The organism is Phyllobacterium sp. 22229 (genome assembly GCF_052056495.1).
Classification (GTDB): Bacteria; Pseudomonadota; Alphaproteobacteria; order Rhizobiales; family Rhizobiaceae; genus Phyllobacterium; species Phyllobacterium myrsinacearum.
Genome location: NZ_JBQEPA010000006.1, coordinates 130,665 through 151,323, shown reverse-complemented (window position 1 = coordinate 151,323; position 20,659 = coordinate 130,665). Strand labels below are relative to the sequence as shown.

Annotated in this window: 19 protein-coding genes; 8 read left to right on the top strand and 11 right to left on the bottom strand. The window is 60.5% G+C overall.

What is annotated here, in order from left to right; genetic code table 11:
- Nucleotides 1-59 precede the first annotated feature (59 nt).
- The 4 genes from ACTJJ7_RS09420 (at nucleotide 60) to gshB (ending at nucleotide 3,946) form a co-directional block, all read left to right on the top strand.
- Complete coding sequence (locus ACTJJ7_RS09420; RefSeq protein ID WP_105734078.1) at nucleotides 60-836, top strand: GntR family transcriptional regulator; 777 nt, start codon at nucleotides 60-62, stop codon at nucleotides 834-836.
- A gap of 33 nt (nucleotides 837-869) precedes the next feature.
- On the top strand, nucleotides 870-2,060 hold the full coding sequence (gene uxuA / locus ACTJJ7_RS09415; RefSeq protein ID WP_440966720.1) for a mannonate dehydratase: 1,191 nt from the start codon (nucleotides 870-872) through the stop codon (nucleotides 2,058-2,060).
- Between the two features lie 471 nt (nucleotides 2,061-2,531).
- Nucleotides 2,532-2,849, top strand: coding sequence for a septal ring lytic transglycosylase RlpA family protein (locus tag ACTJJ7_RS09410; RefSeq protein WP_199537995.1), 318 nt, complete (start codon nucleotides 2,532-2,534; stop codon nucleotides 2,847-2,849).
- 155 nt (nucleotides 2,850-3,004) lie between these two features.
- Nucleotides 3,005-3,946, top strand: coding sequence for a glutathione synthase (gene gshB, locus ACTJJ7_RS09405; RefSeq protein ID WP_440966718.1), 942 nt, complete (start codon nucleotides 3,005-3,007; stop codon nucleotides 3,944-3,946).
- Here gshB and ACTJJ7_RS09400 read toward each other — a convergent pair.
- The gene (locus ACTJJ7_RS09400) at nucleotides 3,943-4,842 is read right to left on the bottom strand and encodes a LysR family transcriptional regulator (RefSeq protein WP_440966716.1); all 900 of its coding nucleotides are present in this window, start codon (nucleotides 4,840-4,842) and stop codon (nucleotides 3,943-3,945) included. The genes gshB and ACTJJ7_RS09400 overlap by 4 nt on opposite strands.
- A 146-nt stretch (nucleotides 4,843-4,988) precedes the next feature.
- Here ACTJJ7_RS09400 and ACTJJ7_RS09395 point away from each other — a divergent pair, with 146 nt between their 5' ends.
- Both ACTJJ7_RS09395 and ACTJJ7_RS09390 read left to right on the top strand, forming a co-directional pair.
- Entirely contained in the window at nucleotides 4,989-5,870 is an 882-nt protein-coding gene (locus tag ACTJJ7_RS09395) for an MBL fold metallo-hydrolase (protein WP_440966850.1), read from the top strand.
- A gap of 149 nt (nucleotides 5,871-6,019) precedes the next feature.
- Nucleotides 6,020-7,552, top strand: coding sequence for a YifB family Mg chelatase-like AAA ATPase (locus tag ACTJJ7_RS09390; RefSeq protein WP_105734084.1), 1,533 nt, complete (start codon nucleotides 6,020-6,022; stop codon nucleotides 7,550-7,552).
- A gap of 20 nt (nucleotides 7,553-7,572) precedes the next feature.
- Here ACTJJ7_RS09390 and ACTJJ7_RS09385 read toward each other — a convergent pair whose 3' ends face one another.
- From ACTJJ7_RS09385 to dnaK, 8 genes are all read right to left on the bottom strand, one after another.
- Nucleotides 7,573-8,196 carry a transglutaminase-like cysteine peptidase gene (locus ACTJJ7_RS09385; RefSeq protein WP_130271410.1) on the bottom strand — a complete coding sequence of 208 codons (624 nt, stop codon included), beginning with the start codon at nucleotides 8,194-8,196 and terminating at the stop codon, nucleotides 7,573-7,575.
- A gap of 322 nt (nucleotides 8,197-8,518) precedes the next feature.
- Nucleotides 8,519-9,796: a polyhydroxyalkanoate depolymerase gene (locus ACTJJ7_RS09380; RefSeq protein WP_105734086.1), complete on the bottom strand. Its 1,278-nt coding sequence runs from the start codon at nucleotides 9,794-9,796 to the stop codon at nucleotides 8,519-8,521.
- 194 nt (nucleotides 9,797-9,990) lie between these two features.
- Nucleotides 9,991-10,278 (bottom strand): DUF1330 domain-containing protein, encoded by a 288-nt coding sequence (locus ACTJJ7_RS09375; RefSeq protein ID WP_130271408.1) that lies wholly within the window; start codon nucleotides 10,276-10,278, stop codon nucleotides 9,991-9,993.
- A 55-nt stretch (nucleotides 10,279-10,333) separates the two neighbouring features.
- Nucleotides 10,334-11,029, bottom strand: coding sequence for an orotidine-5'-phosphate decarboxylase (pyrF, locus tag ACTJJ7_RS09370; protein ID WP_130271595.1), 696 nt, complete (start codon nucleotides 11,027-11,029; stop codon nucleotides 10,334-10,336).
- A 97-nt stretch (nucleotides 11,030-11,126) separates the two neighbouring features.
- Nucleotides 11,127-11,708: an NADPH-dependent FMN reductase gene (locus ACTJJ7_RS09365; protein WP_130271406.1), complete on the bottom strand. Its 582-nt coding sequence runs from the start codon at nucleotides 11,706-11,708 to the stop codon at nucleotides 11,127-11,129.
- Between the two features lie 36 nt (nucleotides 11,709-11,744).
- Nucleotides 11,745-12,338, bottom strand: coding sequence for a phospholipid N-methyltransferase PmtA (gene pmtA, locus ACTJJ7_RS09360; RefSeq protein WP_105734089.1), 594 nt, complete (start codon nucleotides 12,336-12,338; stop codon nucleotides 11,745-11,747).
- 84 nt (nucleotides 12,339-12,422) lie between these two features.
- A complete protein-coding gene (gene dnaJ / locus ACTJJ7_RS09355) occupies nucleotides 12,423-13,550 on the bottom strand; it encodes a molecular chaperone DnaJ (protein ID WP_440966713.1) in 1,128 nt (375 codons plus the stop codon).
- Between the two features lie 667 nt (nucleotides 13,551-14,217).
- Nucleotides 14,218-16,134 (bottom strand): molecular chaperone DnaK, encoded by a 1,917-nt coding sequence (gene dnaK / locus ACTJJ7_RS09350; protein WP_105734091.1) that lies wholly within the window; start codon nucleotides 16,132-16,134, stop codon nucleotides 14,218-14,220.
- Between the two features lie 226 nt (nucleotides 16,135-16,360).
- Here dnaK and ACTJJ7_RS09345 point away from each other — a divergent pair, with 226 nt between their 5' ends.
- A complete protein-coding gene (locus ACTJJ7_RS09345) occupies nucleotides 16,361-17,521 on the top strand; it encodes a zinc metalloprotease HtpX (protein ID WP_130271400.1) in 1,161 nt (386 codons plus the stop codon).
- A gap of 15 nt (nucleotides 17,522-17,536) precedes the next feature.
- Here the strand turns inward: ACTJJ7_RS09345 and ACTJJ7_RS09340 are convergent, their stop codons facing one another.
- Both ACTJJ7_RS09340 and ACTJJ7_RS09335 read right to left on the bottom strand, forming a co-directional pair.
- Nucleotides 17,537-18,526, bottom strand: a complete 990-nt coding sequence (locus ACTJJ7_RS09340) for a Gfo/Idh/MocA family protein (protein ID WP_105734093.1) — start codon at nucleotides 18,524-18,526, stop codon at nucleotides 17,537-17,539.
- 68 nt (nucleotides 18,527-18,594) lie between these two features.
- Nucleotides 18,595-19,479, bottom strand: coding sequence for a LysR family transcriptional regulator (locus tag ACTJJ7_RS09335; RefSeq protein WP_440966710.1), 885 nt, complete (start codon nucleotides 19,477-19,479; stop codon nucleotides 18,595-18,597).
- A gap of 98 nt (nucleotides 19,480-19,577) precedes the next feature.
- On the opposite strand from ACTJJ7_RS09335, the gene ACTJJ7_RS09330 reads away from it, so the two are divergent.
- Nucleotides 19,578-20,570: an aldo/keto reductase gene (locus tag ACTJJ7_RS09330; protein WP_440966708.1), complete on the top strand. Its 993-nt coding sequence runs from the start codon at nucleotides 19,578-19,580 to the stop codon at nucleotides 20,568-20,570.
- The last annotated feature ends 89 nt before the right edge of the window (nucleotides 20,571-20,659 follow it).

Genomic DNA, 20,659 nt, shown 5'->3' with positions numbered 1-20,659 from the left:
CGGAATTCTACCATGCATGACGGTGGATTCATCTGCGACACAGGAAATGGAGCGCTGGAATGGCAGCACAGAACCGGGGAGAAAAAAGTTTGGCCGTGGCGACACCGGCTGAACCCATCGCCTCAGCACGAGACAATGCGGCGCGTTTCGCCAAATCCGGCACACGCGGCGCCCCTGCCGGACGCATGACGACGGCCACGGCGATCTACCGCGAATTGCATGCCGCCATTGTCTCCATGCAGATGACCCCCGGCACCGCCCTCAATGAAAAAGTCCTGACGGAACGCTTCGGCGTCAGCCGCACCCCAGTTCGCGAAGCGCTGATCCGGCTGGTGGAAGACGGGCTGGTCGATGTCTTTCCGCAGTCAGGCACCTTTGTTGCCCGCATCCCGGTTGCGCTGATCCCTGAGGCCGTGGTCATCCGGCAGGCACTGGAAGGCGCCACCGTCGAGCGGGCGGCGGCGGTTGCCACCGCCAAGGACGTGGAGTGGCTGGACGAGATTCTGGCGCGCCAGCAGTTTTTCGCCGACCGGCAGAACATGAGTGCCTTCCACGAAGCCGACGAGGCCTTTCACGAGGCGATTGCCGGTATCGCAGGCCATCCCGGCATCTGGCACTATCTGAAGCCGGTGAAAGTACAGATCGACCGTGCCCGCCGCATGACATTGCCGGCGCTCGGCCGCATGGAGAACGTGCTTGCCGAGCACAGGGTCATCCGCAATGCCATCGAAATTCATGACGTACCGGCCGCCTGCGCGGCAATGAAGCAGCATCTGAATGCCGTCATTCCCGATATTGATGAACTGAGAAAAAGCCACCCGGGCTCATTTGTCTGAACCCGGCGATTACACGAAATGACGGAGGACTGAATGCGTCAGGCATGGAGATGGTTTGGGCCAAAAGCCGGTGTCACGCTGGACAATGTGCGCCAGGCCGGAGCAACCGATATCGTATCGGCGCTGCACGAGGTACCGATCGGCCAGGCCTGGACCGAAAAAGAAGTGCATGAACGCAAATCGCTCATCGAAACCACCCCCGCCGGGCGTGTTCCCCTGACCTGGTCGGTGGTCGAAAGCATCCCGATCCCCGATGCGGTGAAACGCCTTGGCGGCGCGGCGAAGCACGAAATCGCCGCCTGGATCGCCAGTATGGAAGCACTGGCAGCCAACGACATCCGTGTCATCTGCTACAATTTCATGCCCGTCGTCGACTGGTGCCGCACCGACCTCGACTATGTCACGCCGACCGGTTCGACTGCGATGCGCTTCGACCATAACGCCCTTGCCGTGTTCGATCTGCACATTCTGCAGCGCACGAATGCGCAGGCGGCCCATTCGCAGGAGGACCGCGCTATCGCCGCAGCCCTCTACGCCGCGATGAGCGGGCAGGAAATCGCCGACCTCACCCGCAATATCGCCAGCGCATTGCCAGGCTCGACAACCGAGCCGCTGACCATCCCCGCCTTCCGCGACAAGCTCGAAGCCTATGCCGGGATCGACGCCGGCAGACTGCGCCAGCATCTGATCGAATTCCTCGAAGCCGTCACCCCCGTCGCCGACGATCTCGGCGTCAAGCTGACACTGCACCCGGACGATCCGCCCCGTCCGCTTTTCGGCCTGCCGCGCATTGCCTCGACCGAGGCCGACTACGCCGCCCTGTTCGACGCCGTTCCGTCCCCCGCCAACGGCATGTGCTTCTGCACGGGAAGCCTTGGCGTTCGCGCCGACAATGATCTGCCGGAAATCGCCCGCCGCTTTGCCGCGCGCATCCACTTCTCGCACCTGCGCGCCACGACCCGGGAAGGCGATGGCCGCAGCTTCCATGAGGCAGCGCATCTGGAAGGCGACGTGGACATGGTCGCCGTGCTGAAGGAACTGCTGGCCGAAGACCGCAAACGCGACCGGTCCGGCAGCATCATCTTCCGCTCCGACCACGGCCACCGCATGCTGGACGACCTGACGAAAGAGGTCACGCCGGGTTATCCCGCCATCGGCCGCCTGCGCGGCCTCGCCGAACTGCGCGGCATCATCCATGCGCTGGATGCCAAAGCCCTCGCCTGAATTCCAGCCGATCGCTGATATCCAGACAAACCCCGGCAGCCCTGTGCCGGGGTTTTGCATTTTCAATCGTTAATTCCGCTTAACACTTTTGGCCCGAAACCGGGGATTTCAGAGTCTTCGTTTAGGCTTTCGTTCAGTATTGATCACATTACCGCCATATTTCGAAGGGAACGGCGGCAATAGTTCCATGAACAGAAGCATCTTCAATCACGTTTTGAGTCATAATAAGACAAATTTTTTGAATGACTTGGCTGATCTTTCGGAATTTGCTCACGGATATTTCCCTTTCGGGCCACCTCGAGGACACATTTACCCAAAATAGAAGGGATCACTCACTCACGTGATGATCTACTTGCCCAGGATCATCCTTATGCGTGCGTCTTCAGTCTGGCAGTTCCTGCCGCGGGCCATTAAAGTGCGAATTTCAATATGGTCTCCATTGCAAGTATCCGTAAGGTACTTACTGCAACCATGCTTCTTCTGATGTTTGGTATCGTTTCGGCAAATGCCGGTTCCGCCTGTGGCGGTGCTTCCTGGTACGCTCTTCATTCCAAGACAGCCTCTGGCGAACGCATGAATCCCTCCGCTCTTACCGCCGCACACCGCACCCTGCCTTTCGGCTCCAAGGTGAAGGTCACCAACCAGCGCAATGGCAAGTCGATCGTCGTGCGCATCAACGACCGCGGCCCGTTCATCAAGGGCCGGGTGCTCGATCTTTCCAAGGGCGCCGCAAACCGCCTCGGTTTCGTTGGCGCGGGCCATACCAATATCTGCATGGCCAAGCTCTGATATATGCCTTCCTGCATCCCCGCCGGAAGGCAGGGGTGCAGTCTCTCCACGATATCTTGCCCTCTACAATATCTTGACCGCGGTGCAGGATTGACCTTGACCATTGAACGTGACATCGCCATGTCAGCACTCCTAATCCTGTCGGGGGACGTTCCATGGCATTGAAAGTCGCGGTCCAGATGGACCATATCAATTCGATCCGCATCGCAGGCGATACGAGCTTTGCCCTGTGCCTTGAGGCGCAAGCCCGCGGCCACAGGCTCTATCACTACACGCCGGACCGGCTCAGCATGCGTGATGGCATCGTTCGCGCGCGGGTGGAAGAGCTGCAGGTCCGCGATGTGGAGGGCGACCATTTCACCCTGGGTGAACCGGTTTCCCGCGACCTGTCCGAGATGGATGTGGTGCTGCTCCGGCAGGACCCGCCGTTTGACATGAACTACATCACGACGACGCATCTGCTCGAACGCATTCATCCGAAGACGCTTGTCGTCAACGATCCGGCCTGGGTGCGCAACAGCCCGGAAAAAATCTTCGTCACAGAATTCCCCGACCTCATGCCCGATACGCTGATCACCAAGGATCCGCAGGAGATCATGGCGTTCCGCAAGGAGTTCGGCGATATCATCCTCAAGCCGCTCTATGGCAATGGCGGTGCGGGCGTGTTCCATCTTGCCGATGGCGACCGCAACCTGACATCGCTGCTGGAAATGTTCGGCCAGATGTTCCGCGAGCCGATCATTGCGCAGCGCTATCTCAAGGATGTGCGGGCCGGCGACAAGCGCATCGTCCTGATCGACGGCGAGCCGGTTGGAGCCATCAACCGCGTGCCGTCGGAAAGTGATGCGCGCTCCAACATGCATGTGGGCGGCCGGGCCGAGAAGACCGAACTGACGCCGCGCGAGCGCGAGATCTGCGCGCGCATCGGCCCTTCCCTGCGCGAGCGCGGCTTCATTCTTGTCGGCATCGATGTCATCGGCGACTACATGACGGAAATCAACGTGACCTCGCCGACGGGCATACGCGAAGTCAAGCGCTTCGGCGGCGCCGATATCGCCGCCCTGTTCTGGGACGCCGTCGAGGCCAAACGGCGCTAACTGCGCCGTTCCCGTTCCATCTCCTCCAGGATATCGACAAAGGCGCGCACACGCGCCGGCCTGTATTTGGCCGGCGGATAGACCGCGTGGATACCGCCCGCCGGCAATGACCAGCCGGGCAGCAGACGCACGAGCCGGCCGGCTGCAATATCCTGCGCCACCTGGTAGTCCGGCATCACGGCGAGCCCGATACCGGCGAGCACGCAGACATAGCTTGCCTCGGTGCCATTGGCGCTGACAACGGACTTGCCCGTCACAACCACCTTTTCGTCGTCTTTTGCAAACGGCCAGCGCAACGGTTCCTTCAGCGCCCCGTTGGCGATCCATTTCGCCGCTTCAAGCGCACCGGGATGCGCGATGCGGCCGATTTGCCCGGCATAGGCGGGCGAACAGACGAGATGCTGCTCGAACGTGCCGATCCGCCGGGCCTGCGCGCTGGAATCCTCCAGCCAGCCGACACGGATCGACAGATCAAGCTCATTGTCGACCAGATCAAATTTGACATCGGTGAAGGTGAGATTGGCCTGCATCTGCGGATGGCGCTGCAGATAAAGCGCCAGAGCCGGCGCCACAACCTTTGCGCCATAATCCAGCGGCGCAGTCAGCATCAACGTCCCGACAGGCGTTCCGGTCTCGGACGACACCTCCTCGATTGCGTTTTCAGCCTCGCGCAGGACGATGATGCAGCGCTCGTAGAACCGCCGTCCCGCCTCCGTCGTTCGCAGCCGCCGTGTCGTGCGGATCAGGAGCGCGGTGCCCAGTTCCTCCTCCAGCCTGGATAGCTGGTGGCTGACAACGGCCTTGGCGACACCCAGCCGGTCGGCGGCAGCGGTGAACGATCCCATGTCCACCACGGTGACGAAATAGATGAACCGGTTGAAGCTGACTGCGGGCATGGCGCGCCTTATTGTATGAAATAATCATATAGTCTGTCATTTTGATCGGGATTTTTCAAGAAACCCGTCCATGCCACTATCCGCCCCACAGTGAGAAACCGAGCGAGGACCGAGACGTGCGAACCCTTCTGACACGACGCGATACGATGAAATCCCTTCTGGCCGCCGGTGCCGTGGCCGCCCTGCAGCCGCTGGGCGCCATTGCGGCCAAGGCCGCTTCCACACTGACATGGACCTATTTCCAGGCGGATGAGAACGGCTTTCGCCGCACACCTGTGCTCCTGACCGGCGCGAAGGAAGCGATCCTGCTCGATGGCGGGTTTACGCTCTCCGATGGGCGCGCGGTTGCCGATGCGATCAAGGCGACCGGCAAGGCCCTGACGACGATATATATCAGCTGCAGCGACCCCGATTACTATTTTGGCCTGCGTCCCATCGTCGATGCCTTCCCCAAGGCAAAAGTCCTTGCCGCGCACGCCACTGTGGACGCCATCAACGGCAATGTGCAGGGCAAGCTCGACGTCTGGGGGCCGCAGCTCAAGGAGAACGGGCCAAAGCTCCTGGCTGATGTCGTCATTCCGGAAGCCTCCGGCCTGTCGTCGCTCGACCTGGAGGGAAACAGGATCGAGATCGTCACCATCAAGGATATGAAGGATCGCCGCTATCTCTGGGTGCCCGGACTTGAAGCGGTTTTCGGCGGTGTGCTGGTCTCATCAGGCGTTCATGTCTGGGTCGCCGATGAACCGGCCGTGGAAGACCGGAAGAACTGGATTGCCGCGCTTGACGAAATGGCGGCGCGCAATCCCCGGATCGTCGTGCCGTCGCATCAGGCCGCCGGTGCACCGCAGGGGCTCGAAGCCGTAAAGTTCACCCGGAACTATCTCGAGACGTTCAATACGGAAGCCGGGAAAGCCAAGACCAGCGGCGAGCTGATCACCGCCATGAAGATGCATTACCCCGACCTGCTCGATGCCTCATCACTTGAACTGGGCGCCAAGGTTGCCAAGGGCGAGATGAAGTGGGGCTGATCGTCCCCGGCTGAACCGCATCGCGCCGTCACCATCACCGGCGCGGAGCGGCCGTTCTCCTAACGTTCTTGTCATGCCGCACAAATTATGATGAGGTGCCGTTATTGGCACTGTTCATTTTTTAGATGCGGTATTTTAGGGAACGATTGATGGTCACCCGCGTGCGCACCGTCGCATTTCAGGGCATTGAAGCCCAGCCTGTCGATGTGCAGGTGATGATCTCTCCCGGTAAGATGGGAATCCATATTGTCGGCCTGCCCGACAAGGCCGTGGCGGAAAGCCGCGAGCGCGTCCAGGCGGCGCTGCATGCCTCCGGCCTGTCCCTGCCGCCCAAGAAGGTCACCGTCAATCTCGCACCGGCTGATCTGCCCAAGGAAGGCAGCCATTATGACCTGCCGATCGCCATGGGCCTGATGGCGGGTCTCGGCGCCATTCCCGCCGATGTGCTGGAGGCCTATGTCGCTCTCGGGGAACTGTCGCTCGACGGCACGATCACCCATGTGGCCGGGGTTCTTCCCGCTGCGATCTCCGCCAACCGGCAGGAGCGCGGCTTGATCTGCCCGGCGCCCTGCGGACCCGAGGCGGCCTGGGCGGGCGCGCAGATCGATATTCTGGCGCCGCGCAGCCTGATCAGCCTTGCCAATCATTTTCGTGGCCATCAGGTGCTGTCGCGCCCCGAACCGTGCCTGCAGGCCCATGCGACGGATTTACCCGACCTCGGCGATATCAGGGGGCAAGAAGGCGCCCGCCGCGCGCTGGAGATTGCCGCCGCGGGCGGCCATAACCTCCTGATGATCGGGCCGCCCGGCGCGGGAAAGTCCATGCTCGCGCAACGGCTCCCGTCCATCCTGCCGCCACTGCTGCCGCACGAACTGCTCGAGGTGTCGATGATTGCATCAGTCGCGGGCGAATTGGCGGGCGGCAGGCTCACCGACCGGCGGCCGTTCCGGGCGCCACACCATTCCGCCTCCATGGCGGCGATGGTCGGCGGCGGTATACGCGCCCGTCCCGGTGAAGTCTCCCTCGCCCATCGCGGCGTGCTGTTTCTGGATGAATTTCCCGAATTCGCGCCCCAGGTGCTCGACTCCCTGCGCCAGCCGCTGGAAACCGCGCAATGCGTGATCGCCCGCGCCAATCACCGTATTTCCTATCCGGCGCAAATCCAGCTCATTGCCGCCATGAACCCCTGCCGCTGCGGCATGGCCGGAGAACCGGGACACCGCTGCGCCCGGGGGCCGCGCTGCCGCCAGGACTACCAGGCCCGCATTTCGGGTCCGCTGCTGGACCGCATCGATCTTCGCGTCGACGTTCCCGCCGTCAGCGCCGCCGATCTCATCCATCGCCCCGTTGCCGAGAGCAGCGCAGCGGTTGCGCTGCGCGTTGCCCGCGCCCGGGACCTGCAAAGGCACCGCTATGAACAAATGGGAGCCCCCGCCGTAACGGTGAACGCCCATTGCCCCGTGGCATTGATCGAAGAAATTTCCCGGCCCGACAAACCGGGGCTGATGCTGCTGCACCAGGCAGCCGAACAGATGCGCTTTTCCGCCCGCGGCTATCACCGGATTCTCAAGGTCGCACGGACATTGGCCGACCTTGAAGGGAGCGAGGCCGTCGGGCGGATTCACGTGGCCGAGGCTATTTCCTACCGGATGGCACAGGACGCGGCCAATGAAGCGGCTTGAAAGGCTTTCGGGTCAGAACTCTAGTGAACCGAACCGACCAGAATATTGCTCGGAGCTTCGATGCTGACCCAGCGGCCGGTGTTGTTGGTGGCCTGGCGCTTCAGGTAGGTGTACTCGGTTTCGGACCAGTTCTTGACGCTGTCGGCAAGGTTGTCGAGGATGAAATCGCCGGTATCGGTGCGCACCGTCAGGACCGCATGGCCTTCGCCATCGGGCTTGCGCACAACGGTGATCAGCAGATCGGCCGGGGAAATGCCCGCCTGCATCAGTTCACGGCGCTTTTCCAGGACATAGTCTTCGCAATCGCCGACATTGCCAACCTTGTCGGGATAGCCCCAATATTCCTCGACGCCGTAAATTTCCATGTCGGTCAATGGCTTGACCGTCTGATTCACGTGGCTGTTGACGTTGACGATCAGTTCCCAGAAATCACGCGTCATCTTGGCCGGCGCAACATTGCGGCTGCGGATCGAGCATTCATCCGGCAGGCGCTTGCAGAACTCATAATGGCCGATCGGCTGGGACGTCAGGCCGCCCGTCTGCATGAAAGCTTCGGCTGCGGAGGCGGAATTTGCGATGAGTGCGCCAGCGAAAAGTGCCGCCGCAACCCCCATCGACCTCAAAATCTTTACCGCTCCGAACATGCTTTACTCCGAACCCAACCAGCCTTCGTTAACAAAACGTTAATGGCCGGGAGGGATATGAGTCAATCACAATGGCGCCACGATCCCGCCATTGTTAATATATGGTTAAAATTTGAACTTCCTAGATTTTGACGAAAATTTGAAGGTTGTACCCTGTGGCGGCTCGCAACCACAGGACGATACTGCCCCTGCAGACCACCTGCCGGGCGTGCGCGGTTCAGTCAGCAATGATTTGAATTCATTGGATTTTATTGAATCTCAAAAGAAAATTGCCGGAAGATTCAGTCTTCCGGCATGGCTATTCGGCAATCGGATGACCTGTTCAACCGCGCGCGCGTTTACCGAGTGGCGTGACGTTGCTCTTGCGAGAGGCCTGCGCATGGTCATTAACGAATTGGACGATGCGTGGTGCAATTTCAGCACGGAAACGCGATCCGTTGAACACGCCGTAATGACCGACCTTGGCCTGCAGATGATGCATGCGCATGGCGTCGGGGATGTTCACACACAGCGTCTGGGCGGCCTTGGTCTGCCCGACACCGGAAATGTCATCGTTCTCGCCCTCGACCGTCAGCAGGGCGACGGTGCGGATCGACGCGGGATCAACCAGCTTACCCCGGTGAGTCATCTCACCCTTGGGCAGGGCGTGCCGGACAAAAACCGTATCGACCGTCTGCAGGTAGAATTCCGCGGTCAGATCCATGACGGCCAGATACTCATCGTAGAAGTCGCGGTGCTTGTCGGCGGAATCACCGTCCTCCTTGACGAGGTGCATGAAGAATTCCTTGTGCGCCGTGATGTGGCGGTCAAGATTCATGCTCATGAAACCGGAAAGCTGCAGGAAGCCGGGATAAACGTCGCGCATGAAGCCCGCATGCGGCCATGGCACCGACATGATCACATTGTCACGGAACCAGTCGATGCCCTTCTCCTCGGCCAGGATATTGACCGCGGTGGGGTTCTTGCGTGTGTCGATCGGTCCGCCCATCAGCGTCATGCTGGACGGCGCAAACCGGTCGCCATTGGCCTCCATGACCGACACGGCGGCGAGAACCGGCACCGACGGCTGGCAGACAGCGACCACATGGGTGTCTTCGCCCAGCGCGTGGAACATGTCGATGACATAATCGATATAATCATCCAGATCGAAACGGCCGGCGGTCAGCGGCACGGTGCGCGCGTCGACCCAGTCGGTGATGTAGACCTCCGCGTGGGGCAGCAGGGCCTCAACGGTGCCGCGCAGCAGCGTGGCATAGTGGCCGGACATGGGCGCAACCACCAGAATCTTCGGGTCCGCAGCACGCTTTGACGACAGCGCGCGCTTGAAATGGATCACGTTGCAGAACGGCTTTGACCAGACGATCTTTTCGCGGATTTCCACGTCCTCGCCGTCCACGACAGTCGTTGGAAGATTGAAGGCCGGCTTGCCGTAGGTGCGCGTGGTCCGTTCAAACAGCTCGCAGCCCGCGGTGATGGAGCGGCCGATGATCGTCTGCGAAAACGGATTGAGCGGATTGTCGTAGAACAGCTTGGTGGCATCCGCCAGAGCCCGGTAAGGCTGGAGGGCGGCATGGTTGAGTTCATAAAGCTGGTAAAACATTCCACTGTCCGATCATATCAACACAACGGCGATCTCACAAACATGATCATCAAAGATGAAAATGTTCTTGATGGGAGAATGACCCTAGCCGGTTTGATCGATATTGCAATGCAACAAACGGATTAGCGAAAAGAAAGATGTTCACAATTTCCCGTGCAGGCGCAACATAAATTGCGCACTGCACAGGTAAAGGGTCACGCGCCTTCGACGATGACCATTTCGCCATCGGCATATTGCTGCCGGATAAGTTTGGCGGCCTGGTATTCCTCCGAATTGTAGCAATCGAGGGCATGCTGCACCGACGGAAACTCGATCACCACGTTGCGGCCGCGCGCCGTGCCTTCCAGTTCATGAAATGCGCCGCCGCGCGCCAGAAAATGTGCACCGAACCGTTCGAAGGCCGGCTTTGCCGTCGCAATGTAACCCTTGTAGCCCTCCGCATCGCGAACATCGATGCGCGCTATCCAATATCCCTTGGCCATATGTCCTCCACGTCATGCCCGGTCCGGTGACTCACCCGGACCGCGGCGGATTTGATCAGACACCCGCCATTTCGGCAAGGATCGCTTCTGCCGCAGCCCTGGGGTCGGCGGCGGCAACGATCGGCCGGGCGACCACAAGATGGCTTGCACCGGCGCGCAGCGCATCGGCAGGCGTCATCACACGCTTCTGGTCACCCAGGTCGGCCCCCTTCGGCCGGATACCCGGCGTGACGACGGCAAGGTCCGGCCCGACGATTTTGCGCACGGCGGCGGCCTCCGCTGCCGAACAGACGATCCCGCCCATGCCCGCATGCAGGGCCTGTTCGGCGCGGATCAACACCAGCGTGTGCGGATCGTGCTCGTAACCGGCATCAATCATGTCCTGCTGGTCCATGGAGGTGAGGACCGTGACGCCGAGCAGGCACAGGTCCGAACCCCGCGCAGCCGCCACGGCGGCCTTCATGGCCTTGGGATAGGCATGCAGCGTCAGCATGGAAACGCCCATCTTGACGATATTCTCGACGCCCTTGGCAACCGTATTGTCGATATCGAGCAGCTTCATGTCCAGGAAGACTTTTTTGCCGGACTGGACGAGTTCCGAGGCAAATCCAAGGCCGCCGGCAAAGGCCAGCTGATAACCGATTTTGTAGAAGGATACCGTATCCCCGAGCGTACCGACGATATCGCCCGCCGCTTTCAGGTCAGGCACATCGAGGCCTACGATGAGGCGATCGCGCAAAGCCGCTTCCATCATGACAAACCACCTTTTCCGTTGATCGCCATCCCATGGCACACCAGCGCCCGATAGGAAAGATCACAACGGCAAAAGGACGGGTAAAACCGCCCTGTCAGCGCGATTTTGCCAGCCGCGTGTGGTCAATCAGCGCCTGGCAGACCCGTTCCATGGCTCGCGTCGTCCGTTCGTCGTGAAACGAGCCATCATCGGCGAAGGCCTCATGGGCATGGGCCACGGAACATTGTTCGCTGATGATCTGGGTTCCGACATTCATCAATACGGAACGCAGGTGATAGAGCCCGCGGATGCCGGCAAAATTGCCGTCGGAGGATGAACAGAGGGCCACGATCTTGCCCGCATAGGGCCGCAGCGGCTTTTCGCCATCGCGCGAAATCCGGCTGACCCAGTCGATGGTGTTCTTCAAGAGCGGCGGGATCGAGGAATTGTACTCGGGCGATGCAATCAGAATACCGTCATGGGCGGCAAACAGCCGCCCGAGCTTCATGGCATTCTCCGGTATGCCTTTTTCCTTCTCCAGATCCTGATCCATGATCGGCAGCGGGTAGTCGATGAGGGCTATCCGCGTCACCTCGGCACCAAGCGCGGCCAATGTCCGGGTGGCGACATCGGCGACCTGGCCGCTGAAAGCACCGGTACGGTTCGAACCTGCGAAAACGAGGATCTTCGGCAGCATGGGGTTCCCTCTATGGGTCAGACAATGAAAGGCAAATCAGGCGCGGCGGTAAATCCACAGGCGGGCAGGCGGGACATTGCGGATGATGAAATCGAGATGTTCGATCTTGTAATTGCCGCGGCCGGCAGGAACCGGCGACATCGGACCATAGGTGATCTGGACGATCGGGCGGCCATGCGGCACGCGGCGCAGCAGGTCCTCGATGATCTTCACCCGGTCCCCGACCGGAAAATTCAACAGCGGCACCGCAGAGACGACCGAATCAAACATCTGGTCCTTATGGCCGCCGAGCGTCTTGTCGAGGTTGAACGCATCACCCTCGATAATGTTCACGCCGGGGAAATCCGCACGCAGATGTGCGGCGAAATCCGAGGAATACTCGACGCAGAAGAGATTGTCCGGTGCAACGCCGCGATTGAGAATCGCCCGCGTGATCACGCCGGTGCCGGGTCCAAGCTCCAGCACCGGCAAGCCGGAATGCGGATTGACGACGCTGGCCATGCGGCGCGCGGTGATGGAGCTGGTCGGCAGAATCGAGCCCACGGCCTTCGGTCCATGCATCCAGCCTTTGAAAAACCGGATCTCCTCGCCGAATTTTTCAGCGAGTTTTTTTCCCAGTGGTCGTGTCATTCCCATCCTCCCGTCGCAGGTAGACAAATTTATGACGCAACTCGTGGCGGAAGCAAGGCCCGTTGTCTTAAATCCGTAACAAATTTACTCGCTGAGTCCCTCGAAAAATTCCTTCATGCGGGCAAAAAAGCCTGATGATTGCGGGCTGTTGTCCTGGGACGACACGCGCTCGAATTCTTCCAGCAATTCGCGCTGACGCTTGTTGAGATTCTGCGGCGTCTCGATGGCGATCTGGATATAGAGATCGCCCATAGCCGGCTGGCGCAAAACCGGCATGCCCTTGCCCTTGAGGCGGAACTGCTTGGCATTCTGCGTGCCTTCGGGGATTTTGACCCGCGTCTGCGTGCCGTCAAGCGTGGCCACCTCAAACTGGCCGCCCAGCGCCGCCGTGGTCATGGAAATCGGCACCTTGCAGTAAAGATCCGACCCGTCGCGCTGGAAGAACTCATGCGGTTTCAGGGACAGGAAAATATAGAGGTCGCCCGAGGGGCCTCCACGAACACCGGCTTCGCCCTCACCGGTCAGACGGATGCGGGTGCCGTCTTCGATGCCGGCGGGAATGTTGACCGAGAGCGAACGCTCCTCGGTGATTCGTCCCTGGCCCGAGCACTTCGTGCAGGGATCCTTGATGGTCTGGCCGCGGCCATGGCAGGTCGGGCAGGTCCGCTCGATGGAAAAGAATCCTTGCGCCGCCCGGACACGGCCGGAACCGCCGCAGGTGTTGCAGGTGACGGGCGATGTGCCCGGCTTGGCGCCGCTGCCGGAACATTCATCGCAGGTGATGGATGTCGGCACGCGAATCTGGGCCGTCTTGCCCGCATAGGCCTCTTCCAGCGTGATTTCCATGTTGTAGCGCAGATCGGCACCGCGCTCGCGTCCGCCGGAGCGGCGCTGGCGCCCGCCGCCCATCATCTCGCCAAAAATGTCCTCGAAAATATCGGCAAAACCACCGGCGCCGCCAAAACCGCCGCCTCCGCCCATGCCGCCATTTTCAAACGCCGCGTGACCGAACCGGTCATAGGCCGCGCGTTTGTTGGGGTCTTTCAAGGTTTCATAGGCTTCGCCGATTTCCTTGAATTTGTGCTCGGCTTTCTCATCGCCCGGATTCTTGTCGGGGTGATATTGCATCGCCAGTTTGCGGAAAGCGCTTTTCAGCTCTTTCTCATCAGCGCCTCTGGCTACGCCGAGGGTTTCGTAATAGTCAGCCTTCATCCAAACACTCGTTCCATGCAATCAGAGAGCCCCACGCAGAAGCTCGTTTTAGACCGGTATTTAGGTGTTCAGCGCCCCGAATGCCATAGTCTACTTGGATTGATTCGTTCCACGTGGCGCATATTTGCGCATTATTGCGTTTGTGTGGCAATCCTTCCACGGTTTTATACACCTGTGAAAACCAAAATGCTCCAATCCACCGCCTGCTGAAAGACTGCTGTGCCCAGTTTCTCCCGTTGCCACGCCCGCATTTGCGTCTGGCCATTGAAAGAAGAGAATGACGGGCGGTCCTTGGAACGCGGGTCTTGGGGTAGTCCGGTATGCGATGCTTGCGATCCAAGGACCACCCGCCCCGGCGATTTGTGTTTTCACCCTGTTCTGCCGCTTCACCGGACCTTTCGGGCCCCCATGAAGCTGTGGCAGAGAGGTGAAACCTCCCCGGCCGCACAGGTTTTCCTCCCCGCGAGGCCGAAGCGCCGATCCTTTCCCGACTTTCGAAAGTTTCCGGAAGCATTCCCGCCGGAAAGGACACGAGAAGGATAAGCGAGGATGGGAGAACGTGGATAAGTTGGCGCGATTTTTTCTGATGAAGGCAAGACATTGCGCTCAAGCACCAACAAAAAGCCCGGCACTGGGCCGGGCTTTTCATCATAGTGTGTGCTGCGGATTATGCAGACTTCTTCTTGCCGTTTTCGTCGATTTCTTCGAAATCAGCGTCGACGACATCCTCATGGCCCTTGGCCGTGGCTTCGGTCTTGTCGCCTTCACCTTCAGCGGCCTGCGCGGCTTCGTACATGGCCTGACCGAGCTTCATCGAAACTTCGGCAAGGGTCTGCGTCTTCGCCTTGATGGCTTCGGCGTCGTCGCCTTCGGTCGCAGTCTTCAATTCGGCCAGAGCCGTTTCGATTGCCTGCTTGTCCTCGGCCGAAACCTTGTCGCCGTAATCCTTCAGCGACTTTTCCGTCGAATGGATCAGGGCTTCCGCCTGGTTCTTCGACTCGACCGCCTCGCGGCGCTTCTTGTCGGCCTCGGCATTGGCTTCGGCGTCCTTGACCATCTTTTCGATGTCGGCATCGGAAAGACCGCCAGATGCCTGGATGCGGATCTGGTGCTCCTTGCCCGTGCCCTTGTCCTTGGCCGACACATTGACGATACCGTTGGCATCGATGTCGAAACCGACTTCGATCTGCGGAACGCCGCGCGGTGCGGGCGGAATGCCCACGAGGTCGAACTGGCCAAGCGCCTTGTTGTCGGCAGCCATTTCGCGCTCACCCTGGAAGACGCGGATCGTCACGGCGGACTGGTTGTCCTCGGCCGTGGAGAAGGTCTGCGACTTCTTCGTCGGGATCGTCGTGTTGCGGTCGATCAGACGGGTGAATACGCCGCCGAGCGTTTCGATGCCGAGCGACAGCGGCGTCACGTCGAGCAAGAGAACGTCCTTGACGTCGCCCTGCAGAACGCCGGCCTGAATGGCTGCGCCCATGGCGACAACTTCATCGGGGTTCACGCCCTTGTGGGGTTCCTTGCCGAAGAAGGCCTTCACGACTTCCTGGATCTTCGGCATGCGGGTCATGCCGCCGACCAGAACCACTTCGTCGATTTCGCCGGCCTTGAGGCCCGCATCCTTGAGCGCTGCCTTGCAGGGCTCAACGGTGCGCTGGACCAGATCGTCAACCAGGCTTTCGAACTTGGCGCGCGACAGCTTCATCGTCAGGTGCTTCGGACCGGAAGCATCGGCCGTGATGAACGGCAGGTTGATTTCGGTCTGCTGGGCCGACGACAGTTCGATCTTGGCCTTTTCCGCAGCTTCCTTGAGGCGCTGCAGGGCAAGCTTGTCGTTCTTCAGGTCGATGCCCTGTTCCTTCTTGAACTCGGCCGCAAAATACTCGACCAGGCGCATGTCGAAGTCTTCACCGCCAAGGAACGTATCGCCATTGGTCGACTTCACTTCGAAAACGCCGTCGCCGATTTCCAGGACGGAAACGTCGAACGTACCGCCGCCCAGATCGTAGACAGCAATGGTCTTGCCTTCCTTCTTGTCGAGGCCATAGGCCAGGGCAGCTGCGGTCGGCTCGTTGATGATGCGCAGGACTTCGAGGCCAGCAATCTTGCCGGCATCCTTGGTGGCCTGGCGCTGGGCATCGTTGAAGTAGGCAGGAACGGTGATGACGGCCTTCTCGACCTTTTCACCGAGATAGGCTTCCGCCGTTTCCTTCATCTTCTGCAGGATCATCGCGGAAATCTGCGAAGGCGAATATTTCTGGTTGTGAACTTCCACCCAAGCGTCGCCATTGTCGCCTTTGACAATGTGATAGGGCACAAGCTTCTTGTCCTTTTCAACGGTCGGGTCGTCAAAACGGCGTCCGATCAGACGCTTGACCGCAAAGACCGTGCCTTCCGGATTGGTGACAGCCTGGCGCTTGGCCGGCTGGCCAGCAAGGCGCTCATCGCTATCCGTGAAAGCGATGATCGAAGGCGTCGTGCGCGCACCTTCCGCATTTTCGATGACCTTCGCGTTCTTTCCGTCCATGACGGAGACGCAGGAGTTGGTCGTACCCAAATCGATACCGATAACTTTAGCCATTATACTTCTCTCCATTCAGCAGGCTGCCGGGACCTCTGCCGAGCATTCCATTCAGCAGCCCCTAGGGGGGTTAAACAATACAAGACGACCACAGCGAGCCGAACTTGCGTGTTGTGGGCTATATAAGAAGGCTGAAATTACCATGCAAGTCAGAAGCTGCGGCATTTACACGCCTAATTGCCTTAAAAGACTCGGCAAACCGGCTTTTTAGCGCCATATATCGCCTATGACCGATGATGCACTCCACTTAAACCTTCCCGAACACCGGCGCAGCCAGCTGATCAATACGCTGCATACATGGCTGCTTCTTGCCGGAAGCCTGGCATTGCTCGTCGTCTGCGCTTTTACGCTGGCGGGGCCCGTCGGCATTATCTACGCCTTTGTTTTCGGCGCAATAAGCCTTGTCGCCATCCGGCGCATTAGTCCTCAGATGGTGCTCAAAATGTATAAGGCAAGGGCTGTCACCCGCGCTGAATTTCCGCAAGGGCTGGCCATCGTCGAGGAATTATCCCGCCGGGCCGGTCTGCCGCGGCCACCCGAGCTTCACGTCATCCCCTCCCGCATGATGAATGCCTTCGCCGTCGGCCGGAAAGACAATTCCGTGGTCGCGGTGACAGACCAGCTGATTCGGGTGCTGACGGCGCGCGAACTCACCGGCGTGCTGGCGCATGAAATCAGCCATATCCGCAATGAGGACCTGAAGGTGATGGCGCTGGCCGACACGGTGTCGCGCTTTACCTCGCTGATGTCGACTATCGGCATGGTGTCCCTGCTCTTCAACATCACATTCCTCGCCAGCGGCGCCCACGCGCAGGTGCCGTGGCTGGGGGTCCTGTTGCTGCTGGTTGCGCCGACCATTGGCGGCCTTCTGCAGATGGCGCTGTCGCGCACCCGCGAGTTCGATGCCGATCTTGGCGCATCCCTGCTGACGGGCGACCCGGAGGGACTGGCCCAGGCCCTGACAAAACTGGAAAAAGCCCAGGGCAGGCTGTGGGAAAATCTGATCCTGCCGGGCGGACGCATTCCCGATCCGTCGATCCTGCGCACGCATCCGCTGACGGAAACCCGCGTGGCGCGGCTGAAAGCCCTGAAAGACGCATCGGGTGTGGTGGCCCGCGGCGAAGCACTGCCCGACGACATCCTCGCGACGCTCATGGTGAAGCCGCAGGACCGGATCCGCACCCGTCCTTCACCGGTTCCGCAGATCGGCCGCCAGCACGGGCGCTGGAATTCCAGCAATCTGGAAATCCTGTCGCTGCTCAACACCCAGTCCGGCAAGCCGGTGGTATCCGGCCCGGAGGCCGAATGCGAAGCCTGCCCGAGAAGTCTCAACACCCCGGATGGCGATCCGCACGTGCATGTGGCACGCGGCGGCGTGTATTGGTGAACGACGGTCTGGACCCTAGGAAACTGCTTCCCAATTGCCGGTGTCCCCGGCGCGATAGACCGCGTCGATCAGCTTCTGGTTGAGCACCGAGCTTTCCAGGGAAAACACCGCTGCATCCTCGCCCTTCGCCGCGCGGGCAAAGGCTTCGATCTGCAGGCGATAATGGTTCACGTCGCCGAAACTCCATTCCGTGGCACCCGTGTGGGTCTTGTCATGCAGCGTGACGCGGGCATGGTCATACTTGCCGGTGTTGAACGGCCCATGCACCTCGATAAACCCTTCATCGCCGTGAAAAACCATCGACTGGCGCGCGGCCAGCTGGGTGGCGACATAGAAGGACAGTTCGAAACCGTTGAAATCAGCGCGCACGCTGGCGTAGCAGTCGGTGCCGAAATCCGCATCGCGCTCGACATTGGCCGAAACCCGGACCGGCTCCTTACCGGTAACGAAACGGGTGACAACCGTTGGATAGACACCGATATCCGGCAGGGCGCCGCCGCCGAGCGACAGTTGGTTGCGCATATTGCCTGCATCCCGGTTGAAATAGGTGAAGGCACCCTGCACGTGGCGCAGCCGGCCGATGGCGCCGCCGGCGATCAGATCGCGCACTTTCAGCCATTGCGGGTGATAGGTCACCATGAACGCCTCGGCGATCAGAACGCCATGGGTGTCGCGGGCGCGCTGCAGGGCCGCTATTTCGCCGGCATGCAGCGAGATCGGCTTTTCGCACAGCACATGCTTGCCCGCTTCGGCGGCTTTCAACGACCACTCCACATGCTGGGAGGTGGGAAGCGGTATGTAGACGCCGTCAATATCGGCCGAGGCCAGCATGGCCTCATAGGAGCCGAAGGCATGCGGCGCGCCGAATCGTCCGGCCACCGCCCGCGCTTTCAAGAGGTCGCGGCTGGCGATGCCCGACAGGATGGAGTTCTCCGCATCGCATATGGCGGGGATGACCGCCGTGACCCCGATTTTCGCTGTCGACAGAACACCCCAACGGAACATGATGACTTCTCCTTTTTGTCGGCGTGCAACCTAGACAAGACGGCGCTGAATGGGAAGAAGCCGCGGGTTCAGACTTTGAAAAAATCGATGAAGGCACGCAGGGCCGGGCGCATCTGGCGGCGGCTCGGGTAATAGAGATAGACCCCGGGAAACGGGGCACACCAATCATCGAGCACACGCAGCAAACGCCCATCGGCAATGGCTTCCTGCGCCATCTGCTCCAAGAGGAAGGCCACGCCAGCGCCGTCCAGCGCGGCCTGGATAACCAGCCGGTCGTCACCGAGAATCAGCGGGCCGTCCATATCCATGACGATTTCCTCGCCGTCCTTCTCGAACTCCCAGCGATAGACCCGGCCGCTGGCAAAACGGCGGCGGATACACAGATGGCCGGCAAGATCATGCGGGTGCAGCGGTATCGGGTATCTGTCGAAATAATCCGGTGCCGCAACGATGTTCGCCCGGATCTGATCGCTCATGCGCACCGCAATCATGTCCGGCTCCAGGCTCTCGCCGAGCCGCATACCCGCATCAACACCAGCCGCAACGATGTCATTGAACGGCTCTTCGACACGCAGTTCAAGCGTCACCCCGGGATAGGCCGCGGCGAATGCGGCGATGCGCGGGGCCAGCAGCCAGTGCGCGGCAAAGGGTGGAACGCTCAGCCGCAGGGTTCCGGCAATGCGGTTGTTGGCTTCCTTGGCCGCATCGAGCGCCAGATCGATTTCCGCCAGCGCCGGACGCAGCCGCTTGAGCAGCACCGCGCCTTCCTCCGTCACCGCGACGCTGCGCGTGGTGCGCGCGAGAAGGCGCACGCCGAGGCTCTGTTCCAGGGTTGAAATGGCGTGGCTGACGGCTGACGGCGCAATGCCCAGTTCCCTGGCGGCATCCCGAAAGCCGCCACAGGCCGCAACGGTGGCAAAAACGGAGAGTTGAGGCAGGTATGATCGATCCATTGATCTATTATATAGAACAACCTGTGAAAAAATATGGGAATTATCGAACACTGATCGGCACTCTACCTTGCCGCCATCACAGCAAAAGGAGATCAGTGATGGAAAAGCGCAAACTCGGGGAACTCGATGTATCGGCCGTGGGTCTCGGCTGCATGGGCATGACCTTTGCCTATGGCGGACAGGACGAGGCAGATGCGATCCGCACGCTGCATCGTGCCGTGGATATCGGCGTGACCTTTTTCGATACGGCGGAGGTCTATGGCCCGTTCGACAATGAGATTCTCGTCGGCAAGGCCCTCAAAGACCGGCGCGACAAGGTTGTCATTGCCACAAAATTCGGCTTCAGGATTTCCGACGAAGGCGTGGGCCCATCGCGGATGATCGGCGTCAACAGCCATCCGGAACATGTGAAGGCCGTTGCGGAAGCGTCGCTCGGACGGCTCGGCATCGAGCAGATCGACCTGTTCTACCAGCACCGGGTTGACCCGAATGTTCCCATCGAGGACACGGTTGGCGCCATGGCGGAGCTGGTGCAGCAGGGCAAGGTGAAGGCGCTTGGCCTGTCCGAAGCCAGTGCCGCCACGATCCGCCGCGCCCACAAGGTACATCCGATTACCGCCGTGCAGAGCGAATATTCGCTGTGGAGCCGCGAGCCGGAAGACGAGGTCTTTGCCGTCTGCCGCGAACTTGGCATCGGCTTTGTCCCCTACAGCCCGCTCGGCCGCGGCCTCCTCACCGGCACGATCAGCAAACCGGACGAGCTGGGTGCAGATGACTGGCGCAAGACCCTGCCACGTTTCCAAGCTGACAATATGGATGCCAATGCGGCTCTGATCGCCACCTTGAAGAGGATGGCGGCAGACAAAGGCATTACAGCGGCCCAGCTGGCTCTCGCCTGGGTCCTGCATCAGGGTGATTTCATCGTGCCGATTCCCGGTGCGCGCAAGATCAGGCACCTGGAGGAAAATGCGGCGGCGGCCGATGTCTCCCTCTCCTCCGCGGACCTGAAAACCATCGGCGATGCGCTTTCACCCACACGGGTGGCGGGCAACCGCTACACGGATGCCGCACTGGCGCTCGTCAACGGCTGATACCGGCGACGGGGCGCTGCGCAATCAGCGCCCCGCACTGCCTGTTTCGCCTTTATAGAGCAGCAGGCGCGACTGTTGCCTTCCGGACA

Coding starts and splice junctions, on each gene's coding strand:
- ACTJJ7_RS09420 (WP_105734078.1), top strand. CDS start 60: ATGGCAGCACAGAACCGGGGAGAAAAAAGTTTGGCCGTGGCGACACCG.
- uxuA (WP_440966720.1), top strand. CDS start 870: ATGCGTCAGGCATGGAGATGGTTTGGGCCAAAAGCCGGTGTCACGCTG.
- ACTJJ7_RS09410 (WP_199537995.1), top strand. CDS start 2,532: ATGCTTCTTCTGATGTTTGGTATCGTTTCGGCAAATGCCGGTTCCGCC.
- gshB (WP_440966718.1), top strand. CDS start 3,005: ATGGCATTGAAAGTCGCGGTCCAGATGGACCATATCAATTCGATCCGC.
- ACTJJ7_RS09400 (WP_440966716.1), bottom strand. CDS start 4,842: ATGCCCGCAGTCAGCTTCAACCGGTTCATCTATTTCGTCACCGTGGTG.
- ACTJJ7_RS09395 (WP_440966850.1), top strand. CDS start 4,989: ATGAAATCCCTTCTGGCCGCCGGTGCCGTGGCCGCCCTGCAGCCGCTG.
- ACTJJ7_RS09390 (WP_105734084.1), top strand. CDS start 6,020: ATGGTCACCCGCGTGCGCACCGTCGCATTTCAGGGCATTGAAGCCCAG.
- ACTJJ7_RS09385 (WP_130271410.1), bottom strand. CDS start 8,196: ATGTTCGGAGCGGTAAAGATTTTGAGGTCGATGGGGGTTGCGGCGGCA.
- ACTJJ7_RS09380 (WP_105734086.1), bottom strand. CDS start 9,796: ATGTTTTACCAGCTTTATGAACTCAACCATGCCGCCCTCCAGCCTTAC.
- ACTJJ7_RS09375 (WP_130271408.1), bottom strand. CDS start 10,278: ATGGCCAAGGGATATTGGATAGCGCGCATCGATGTTCGCGATGCGGAG.
- pyrF (WP_130271595.1), bottom strand. CDS start 11,029: ATGGAAGCGGCTTTGCGCGATCGCCTCATCGTAGGCCTCGATGTGCCT.
- ACTJJ7_RS09365 (WP_130271406.1), bottom strand. CDS start 11,708: ATGCTGCCGAAGATCCTCGTTTTCGCAGGTTCGAACCGTACCGGTGCT.
- pmtA (WP_105734089.1), bottom strand. CDS start 12,338: ATGACACGACCACTGGGAAAAAAACTCGCTGAAAAATTCGGCGAGGAG.
- dnaJ (WP_440966713.1), bottom strand. CDS start 13,550: ATGAAGGCTGACTATTACGAAACCCTCGGCGTAGCCAGAGGCGCTGAT.
- dnaK (WP_105734091.1), bottom strand. CDS start 16,134: ATGGCTAAAGTTATCGGTATCGATTTGGGTACGACCAACTCCTGCGTC.
- ACTJJ7_RS09345 (WP_130271400.1), top strand. CDS start 16,361: ATGACCGATGATGCACTCCACTTAAACCTTCCCGAACACCGGCGCAGC.
- ACTJJ7_RS09340 (WP_105734093.1), bottom strand. CDS start 18,526: ATGTTCCGTTGGGGTGTTCTGTCGACAGCGAAAATCGGGGTCACGGCG.
- ACTJJ7_RS09335 (WP_440966710.1), bottom strand. CDS start 19,479: ATGGATCGATCATACCTGCCTCAACTCTCCGTTTTTGCCACCGTTGCG.
- ACTJJ7_RS09330 (WP_440966708.1), top strand. CDS start 19,578: ATGGAAAAGCGCAAACTCGGGGAACTCGATGTATCGGCCGTGGGTCTC.